This window comes from Arthrobacter sp. TMN-49, assembly GCF_054511095.1.
In genome coordinates this window covers 1-6,407 of record NZ_JBTNDH010000061.1, presented here as the reverse complement: position 1 = coordinate 6,407, position 6,407 = coordinate 1, and the positions used below count along the sequence as shown (strand labels likewise).

The following is a 6,407-nucleotide window of genomic DNA, read 5'->3' as shown; positions in this document are numbered from 1 at the left end:
CGCACGCCCCCGCAAGTCACTCGGCTGGAAAACACCAGCCGAAGTATTCCGTGATCTACTGATACCAAGCTAACCACCCAGTGTTGCAACCACCCCTAAAATTCAAGATCCGGTCCAATAACTGCGACACAGAATCAAGGGGGAGGCTAGCCGAAAGCCAGCTGCCCCTTGGCTCGCAGGGATTCGATGGCCTCCGCCGGTGACGGCATGCCGTACACAGCTGATCCGGCCACAAAAATATTGGCCCCGGCCTCGGCTGCGCGGGTAATGGTTTCCTCGGTAATGCCGCCGTCCACCTGGATGGCCACGTTGACGCCGCTACCCTCAATGGCAGCCCTGGCCCGGCGAATCTTTGGCAAGGTCACCTCAAGAAACGCCTGCCCGCCAAAGCCCGGTTCAACCGTCATGATCAGCAGCATGTCCAGTTCCGGGAGCATGTCAAGGTACGGCTCCACGGGTGTGGCCGGGCGCAGCGCCATACCCGCCTTGGCCCCCCTGGCCCGCAGTTCGCGGGCCAGTTTGATGGGTGCGTCGGACGCCTCAACATGGAATGTGACAGACGCCAACCCCGCGTCGGCATAAAGCGGTGCCCACCGGTCAACCTCGGAAATCATCAGGTGCGCATCCAACGGGATGGGGCTGATCTGCTGAATCCTTTCCACCACAGGCAACCCCAGGGTCAGATTGGGCACAAAGTGGTTGTCCATGACGTCAACGTGCACGGCGTCGGCGTTGCTGATGCGCGCCAATTCCGCTTGGAGATTGACAAAGTCGGCGGACAGAATGCTGGGGTTGATACAGCATTGGAGCGAAGTGTCTCTCACGGATAAGCCTCATCGTTTCTGCCGGGACGGCTGTGCTGGTGTGCCCCGGGCGTGTGCAGCCCGGGGCCGGAGGTCAGTTCTTGCGGATCAACGCCAAGAACATGGCATCGCTTTGGTGAATGTGCGGCCACAGCTGCGCCATTTTCTGGTGGGCGGGCACGGCCGAGGCGGTGTTTCCGGCACCGAGCTGGTGGCTGAGGCTGACAGCGTCAAGTGCCGCGCCGGCGTCGAGCAGTTCAAGATCGTCACGCTTGCGCATCACGTCCTCCACCACAGCAATGGTCTCGGCCACGTGCGGGGAACACGTCACATACGCCACCACTCCCCCGGGCTTGACCGCCGCCACGGCCGATGTCAGCAGTTCGCGCTGCAGCGGGCCAAGCTGGGTCACGTCGGAGAGCTTGCGGCGCCACCGGGATTCGGGACGACGGCGCAAGGCCCCCAACCCTGTGCAGGGCGCGTCAACGAGGATCCTGTCAAAGGCCTCCGGGTGTTCCTTGCCAATGTCCCGACCGTCACCTGTGCGGACGGTCCAGCTCTCGGCCGGCACCGCGGTGAGTGCTTGGGAGACCAGCTTGGCCCTGTGGACGGAGGGCTCGTTGGCCAGAATCCAGGCGCCCTGTTCTGCGGCCAGGGCAGCCAACAGCGCCGCCTTGCCACCGGGGCCGGCGCACAGGTCAAGCCAGCGCTCTTCGCCGTCGCTCCGTTCGGAGGTGATCTCCACAGCTGCCAACGCCCTGGCCACCAACTGCGAACCGGCGTCCTGAACACGGACGGAACCGTCACGCACACTCTCCAAACGGCTCAAGTCGCCGCCGGAGGACAGTGCGGAATCCGCCACCAGCTCCCCCGGGGTAAACCCGGCGTCGAACGCTTCGGAAAGATCACCCAGGCCGGGCAGGGCCACCAGGTTAACCACGGGTGCCTCGTTGTCGGCCTCCAGCAACGCCGTGATCTCGGAGACGTCCCGACCATGGGCCACCAGGGCCTGGCGCATGGACCGCACAATCCATTCCGGGTGGGAATGCTCAATCGAGGCGATCTTCACCTCATCGCTGAGACCTTCGGTGAGTTCATTGAGCCACTGCGGCAATTCCTTGGCCGCCACCTTTCGCAACACTGCATTGATGAGACCCGACGGGCCGGCACCAATCACGGCACGGGCCAGGCCAACTGTCTGATCCAGGGCTGCGTGAGTCGGCACGCGCATGGCCATCAGCTGGTGCACACCAATACGCAAGGCATCCAAAATGGCCGGATCCAACTCGCTCAGCGGGCGGTCCACGCACTGGGCCAAAATGGCGTCATAGGTGCCCTGAGCACGCAGCGCCCCGTAGGTGAGTTCGGTAGCGAAGCCGGCGTCGCGGCGGTCCAGGCCGTGGCGGCGGATGCGTGTTGGCAGCACCAGGTTGGCGTAGGCATCATCGGCGGACACCGCCCGCAACACCTCAAAAGCGACCAGCCGCGCCGGGTCCGCTACGCGGGTGCGCTTCCCGGGGGCGGCTTCGGTCCGGTTACGCGTGGCGCTGCGGTTCCGTTCGCGCCCGGCATCGTCACGGCGTCGAACGCCGCCGGAATGGGGCGCCCCGCCCGAACCATTGTTGTGGGGGCCCGAACGTCCGCCTTGCTCGCTGGTCATTCAAACACCACATCTTCCTTGTTGGCCAGGCCGCGGGCCCAGTCTGTTGCTTTCATAAGTTTTTTGCCTGCTGGTTGTACAGTCACAAGCTCCACTGCGTGCGATCCCGTGCCCACCAGCACAGCCTTGGCCTCGACCCGGAGCTGCGCTGGCGCTAAATCCGTAATGTCGGGACGCGGCACCACTGGTCCCAGCTTGAAACGCTGACCGGCCAGAAGCGTCCACGCCCCCGGTTCGGTGGTGACACCGCGCACCCGCCTGTCAATGGCCAGGGCCGGATCCTGCCAGCGCACGTGGCCGTCCGCCAAACTCAGTTTGGGGGCCAGAGAAATTTCGCCCCGCTGGGGGACGCTGCTGAGCGCACCAGAGACAAGGCCGTCAATGGTTTGGGCCAGGAGCACGGCCCCACTGTGTGAGAGCCGTTCCAGCAGCTCCGCACTGGTGTCGGTGGGGCGGATGCCCTCGGTCATGGTGCCGTAGACAGGGCCGGTGTCGAGCCCTTTTTCCAGCAGGAACGTGGAGGCACCGGTGACCTGGTCTCCGTTGATGACGGAGTGCTGTACGGGCGCCGCGCCGCGCCAGGCGGGCAGCAAGGAGAAGTGCAGGTTGATCCAGCCCCGGGCGGGGATGCTCAGTGCACTTTCGGGGATCAGCGCCCCGTACGCAACAATGGCAGCCACCTCGGGTGCCGCGGCGGCGATGGCCGCAGCAGCGTCGGCGTCGATCTTGTTGGCCTTGATCACGGGCAAGCCAAGCTCTTGCGCACGGGCCGCAACGGGCGACGGCGTGAGCACCTGTTTGCGGCCCAGCGGCGCGTCCGGGCGGGTCAGCACGGCCACGATTTCATGCCCGGCGGCCCGTAGAGCCTCCAGGGACGGCAAGGCTACAGCTGGTGTGCCGGCAAAAAGTACCCTCATTGGGCGGCGCCTGCACCAAAGGCCGAACCCACCGTGCGGGCCCGCTTGGCAACAGTCTGTGCCGTAATGTCATGGTAATTTGCCGTGCGGATGGCGCGAAAGGCTTCCTTGCGGTCCTCGCCCTCGAGGCGGTCCACGTAGAGCTTGCCCATCAAGTGGTCAGTTTCGTGCTGGAAGCACTTGGCAAGCACGCCTGTGGCCTCCATGTCGATGGGCTGGCCATCCTTGTCAACACCTGTGATGCGCACCCACCGGTGGCGCTCCACCGAAAAGCCCAGGCCCGGCACCGACAAGCAGCCCTCAGTCTCTTGTGCGGGGGCGAAGTCATCACTGGCCAGCAAGATCGGGTTGATGATGTGGCCCTCTTGGCCCGCCACCGAGTACGTGAAAATACGCTTGTTGACACCCACTTGGGGTGCCGCCAAACCGGCGCCGCCAACATCCACCATGGTTTGGTGCATGTCCTCAATGAGCTTGGCCAGTTCGGGGCCAAAAATGGTCACGTCCTCGGCCACTGTTCTCAGGACAGGGTCGCCAATAATGCGAATGCTCAGGATGGCCATGGGCGGGCACCTCACTTTGGAATTGATGCGTACCGTTTCCGGTTCACGATAATGCTAGGGCTTCTAAGTCTAGTTGGCGCTCAGCGTCCCGGCGGCGAGATTTCCAGCAAAGGAGCCCCGGCCGCGGCAGCATCCAATGAGGTTTGCCACACCCGCCGCAGTGAGGCGAACTTAAACCAGTGAGCCTTCAGCACCTCGGGGTTGGCCCGCAGTGTTCTAACCTCCGTTTCACCGATGGCAACGCCAAGCAAAATGGGGTCCTGACCGTACTTCCACGCCTCCCAGGTGCCAGCAGATTCATCAACAATTGACTCCTCGGCCTTCATCCCCGCCACCAACTGCATGACCACCTTGGCGTCCAGGCTCTTAACCTGGCCGTTCCTGTCGGTGCCTTTGGTCTTGTAGTCGATGATGCAGAGCTTTCCCCCAATGGTCGCCACCAAATCCAGGGTGCCTGCGTAGCCAAGGGCTTCATTCCAGACAGTGATCTCCGGGGCCAGCGGCTTGACCTGATACTCGTCCCACCACGTGTCAAAGCGCAAGGCAAAGTTCTCCTCGCCGCGGCTGGCCAGGGCTTCACGGGCTTCGGCCAGTTGGTGCGGCCGGTCCAGAGCGCGCAGGGCCACCTGCTCGCAATAGTTGTGTACCCGGTCGCCACGGGCCGCCGCAGCGTCCCGGAATTGTTCGGCCGCGTTGGAACTGTCCCGGACCACTGTGCGTAGCTGCCCAGGATTCCCCACGGCCGCCCCCAGGTCAGGGTGTTGCGCCACGGCAGTAGCCGCCATGTAGCCAATCCAGCCGTCCAAGGTGTTGGATTGCTGGCCAATCACCGTGGTGATGGAGGGGACCTTGGGTGGGTCCTGCAGGGATCGGGCGTACATGCGCCCCAATTCGGTGCTGTGAGCCAAAGCTGGTGCTGTCATGCCTCTACTATTCCACTACCGTCGGACACCGTGGCGCAGCCAAGGACGCTTTTGTGGATAACCCGCAAAAGTCGAGGATTAAACAAAACTGCCGGAACCCACAAGGATTCCGGCAGTTCATACGTACGTCCGAGCGGTCGACGAGATTCGAACTCGCGACATCCACCTTGGCAAGGTGGTGCTCTACCAGCTGAGCTACGACCGCAATATACTGCTTTACTACAGTGCCTGATTTGCATCAGGAGAATGAACTGCCATGTTCATTCGTGGGCGATACTGGGATCGAACCAGTGACCTCTTCCGTGTCAGGGAAGCGCGCTACCGCTGCGCCAATCGCCCAAGTTGCACCAAATTAAGGTGCACCGCACAAAACTGCCGGAACCCACAAGGATTCCGGCAGTTCATGCATACGTCCGAGCGGTCGACGAGATTCGAACTCGCGACATCCACCTTGGCAAGGTGGTGCTCTACCAGCTGAGCTACGACCGCAATATACCGCTGTACTACAAGGTCTGATTTACATCAGAAGAACGAGCTGCCACGCTCATTCGTGGGCGATACTGGGATCGAACCAGTGACCTCTTCCGTGTCAGGGAAGCGCGCTACCGCTGCGCCAATCGCCCAATGCATCCCGCTGAACTCTACAGCAAAATACCTTGTTTCAGTCAAACTGGAGGTGGGAACGGGATTCGAACCCGTGTGCACGGATTTGCAGTCCGTTGCCTCGCCTCTCGGCCACCCCACCGTGAATACTGAACAGTGTCATGCGAGCGGTTGACGAGATTCGAACTCGCGACATCCACCTTGGCAAGGTGGTGCTCTACCAGCTGAGCTACAACCGCATGTGCATCATTTTCTCCCGTTTGCGTCTCCGCTTCGGTAGTCCGTGTTGCTGCGGTAAAAACAATACCCGAGGCCTTTCCCAATCACCAAATCGACGGCGTCAGCCACCGCACATTGGCTCACCCGGACGCTCAAGAACGTTGCAACGGCGCGAATTATGGGCACTTCATTCGAATTACAGCCGTGTGATTCTGGGGCAGTTTCGGGGCACTTTTGGCCCTCTCGCGCAAAAATACCAGTGTGGCGCTCGTCACATTCCGGGCTCTAAGGTCCGACGCCGGCCACTCCCCTACTCCTTGACGCTCCCCCCGGGCGCCGGTGCGCTCGGGCGAACAGGTGTGTGGCAATTATGGGGTGCCCGGGGCCGTTGCGCCGTCGATACCAAGCGATTATGAGCGCGGGAAAGTTTGAGCTATTGTTTTGAACGCACCAAGGAACGTGCATGGTTCGCCTGGCGACCATGATGGACGTACTTTGGGCGATTGGCGCAGTGGTAGCGCGTTCCGTTCACACCGGAGAGGTCGCTGGTTCGAACCCAGTATCGCCCACCAAGAGAATAGCCCCTCCGAACAGCCCAATAGCTGTTCGTCGGGGCTTTTTCGTGCCCAAATCCGCTCCGGGGGCCGTTTTGGGCGCTTTCCCCCGGTCTGTCGTCCTCCCACGTCCCCCCAAGCCCCCCCTCCTCCCTTTTCGGGTTG

The 6,407-nt window shown here is 62.4% G+C and carries 5 protein-coding genes and 7 tRNA genes; 1 reads left to right on the top strand and 11 read right to left on the bottom strand.

The window, feature by feature from the left end:
* Positions 1–146 precede the first annotated feature (146 nt).
* The 11 genes from rpe to ACX80E_RS16915 form a co-directional block, all read right to left on the bottom strand.
* Positions 147–824: a ribulose-phosphate 3-epimerase gene (rpe, locus tag ACX80E_RS16965; protein WP_459303239.1), complete on the bottom strand. Its 678-nt coding sequence runs from the start codon at positions 822–824 to the stop codon at positions 147–149.
* A 73-nt stretch (positions 825–897) separates the two neighbouring features.
* Positions 898–2,463 carry an RsmB/NOP family class I SAM-dependent RNA methyltransferase gene (locus ACX80E_RS16960; RefSeq protein ID WP_459303238.1) on the bottom strand — a complete coding sequence of 522 codons (1,566 nt, stop codon included), beginning with the start codon at positions 2,461–2,463 and terminating at the stop codon, positions 898–900.
* Positions 2,460–3,380, bottom strand: coding sequence for a methionyl-tRNA formyltransferase (locus ACX80E_RS16955; protein ID WP_459303237.1), 921 nt, complete (start codon positions 3,378–3,380; stop codon positions 2,460–2,462). Before ACX80E_RS16955 ends, ACX80E_RS16960 begins: the two co-directional genes overlap by 4 nt.
* Positions 3,377–3,943: a peptide deformylase gene (gene def / locus ACX80E_RS16950; protein ID WP_459303236.1), complete on the bottom strand. Its 567-nt coding sequence runs from the start codon at positions 3,941–3,943 to the stop codon at positions 3,377–3,379. Before def ends, ACX80E_RS16955 begins: the two co-directional genes overlap by 4 nt.
* Before the next feature lie 80 nt (positions 3,944–4,023).
* Complete coding sequence (locus ACX80E_RS16945; RefSeq protein ID WP_459303235.1) at positions 4,024–4,866, bottom strand: cytochrome; 843 nt, start codon at positions 4,864–4,866, stop codon at positions 4,024–4,026.
* A 132-nt stretch (positions 4,867–4,998) separates the two neighbouring features.
* A tRNA-Gly gene (locus ACX80E_RS16940) sits at positions 4,999–5,071 on the bottom strand.
* A 62-nt stretch (positions 5,072–5,133) separates the two neighbouring features.
* Positions 5,134–5,205 (bottom strand) — tRNA-Val (locus tag ACX80E_RS16935).
* A gap of 77 nt (positions 5,206–5,282) precedes the next feature.
* Positions 5,283–5,355 (bottom strand) — tRNA-Gly (locus ACX80E_RS16930).
* Between the two features lie 62 nt (positions 5,356–5,417).
* A tRNA-Val gene (locus tag ACX80E_RS16925) sits at positions 5,418–5,489 on the bottom strand.
* 48 nt (positions 5,490–5,537) lie between these two features.
* Positions 5,538–5,611: transfer RNA gene (locus ACX80E_RS16920), tRNA-Cys, on the bottom strand.
* Positions 5,612–5,635: 24 nt separating this feature from the next.
* Positions 5,636–5,708, bottom strand: a tRNA-Gly gene (locus ACX80E_RS16915).
* Between the two features lie 477 nt (positions 5,709–6,185).
* On the opposite strand from ACX80E_RS16915, the gene ACX80E_RS16910 reads away from it, so the two are divergent.
* Positions 6,186–6,260 (top strand) — tRNA-Val (locus ACX80E_RS16910).
* Positions 6,261–6,407 lie beyond the last annotated feature (147 nt).

Bases quoted from the DNA above. Each gene is read 5' to 3' on its own strand.
- ACX80E_RS16960 (WP_459303238.1), bottom strand. From the start codon at position 2,463: ATGACCAGCGAGCAAGGCGGACGTTCGGGCCCCCACAACAATGGTTCG.
- ACX80E_RS16955 (WP_459303237.1), bottom strand. From the start codon at position 3,380: ATGAGGGTACTTTTTGCCGGCACACCAGCTGTAGCCTTGCCGTCCCTG.
- def (WP_459303236.1), bottom strand. From the start codon at position 3,943: ATGGCCATCCTGAGCATTCGCATTATTGGCGACCCTGTCCTGAGAACA.
- ACX80E_RS16945 (WP_459303235.1), bottom strand. From the start codon at position 4,866: ATGACAGCACCAGCTTTGGCTCACAGCACCGAATTGGGGCGCATGTAC.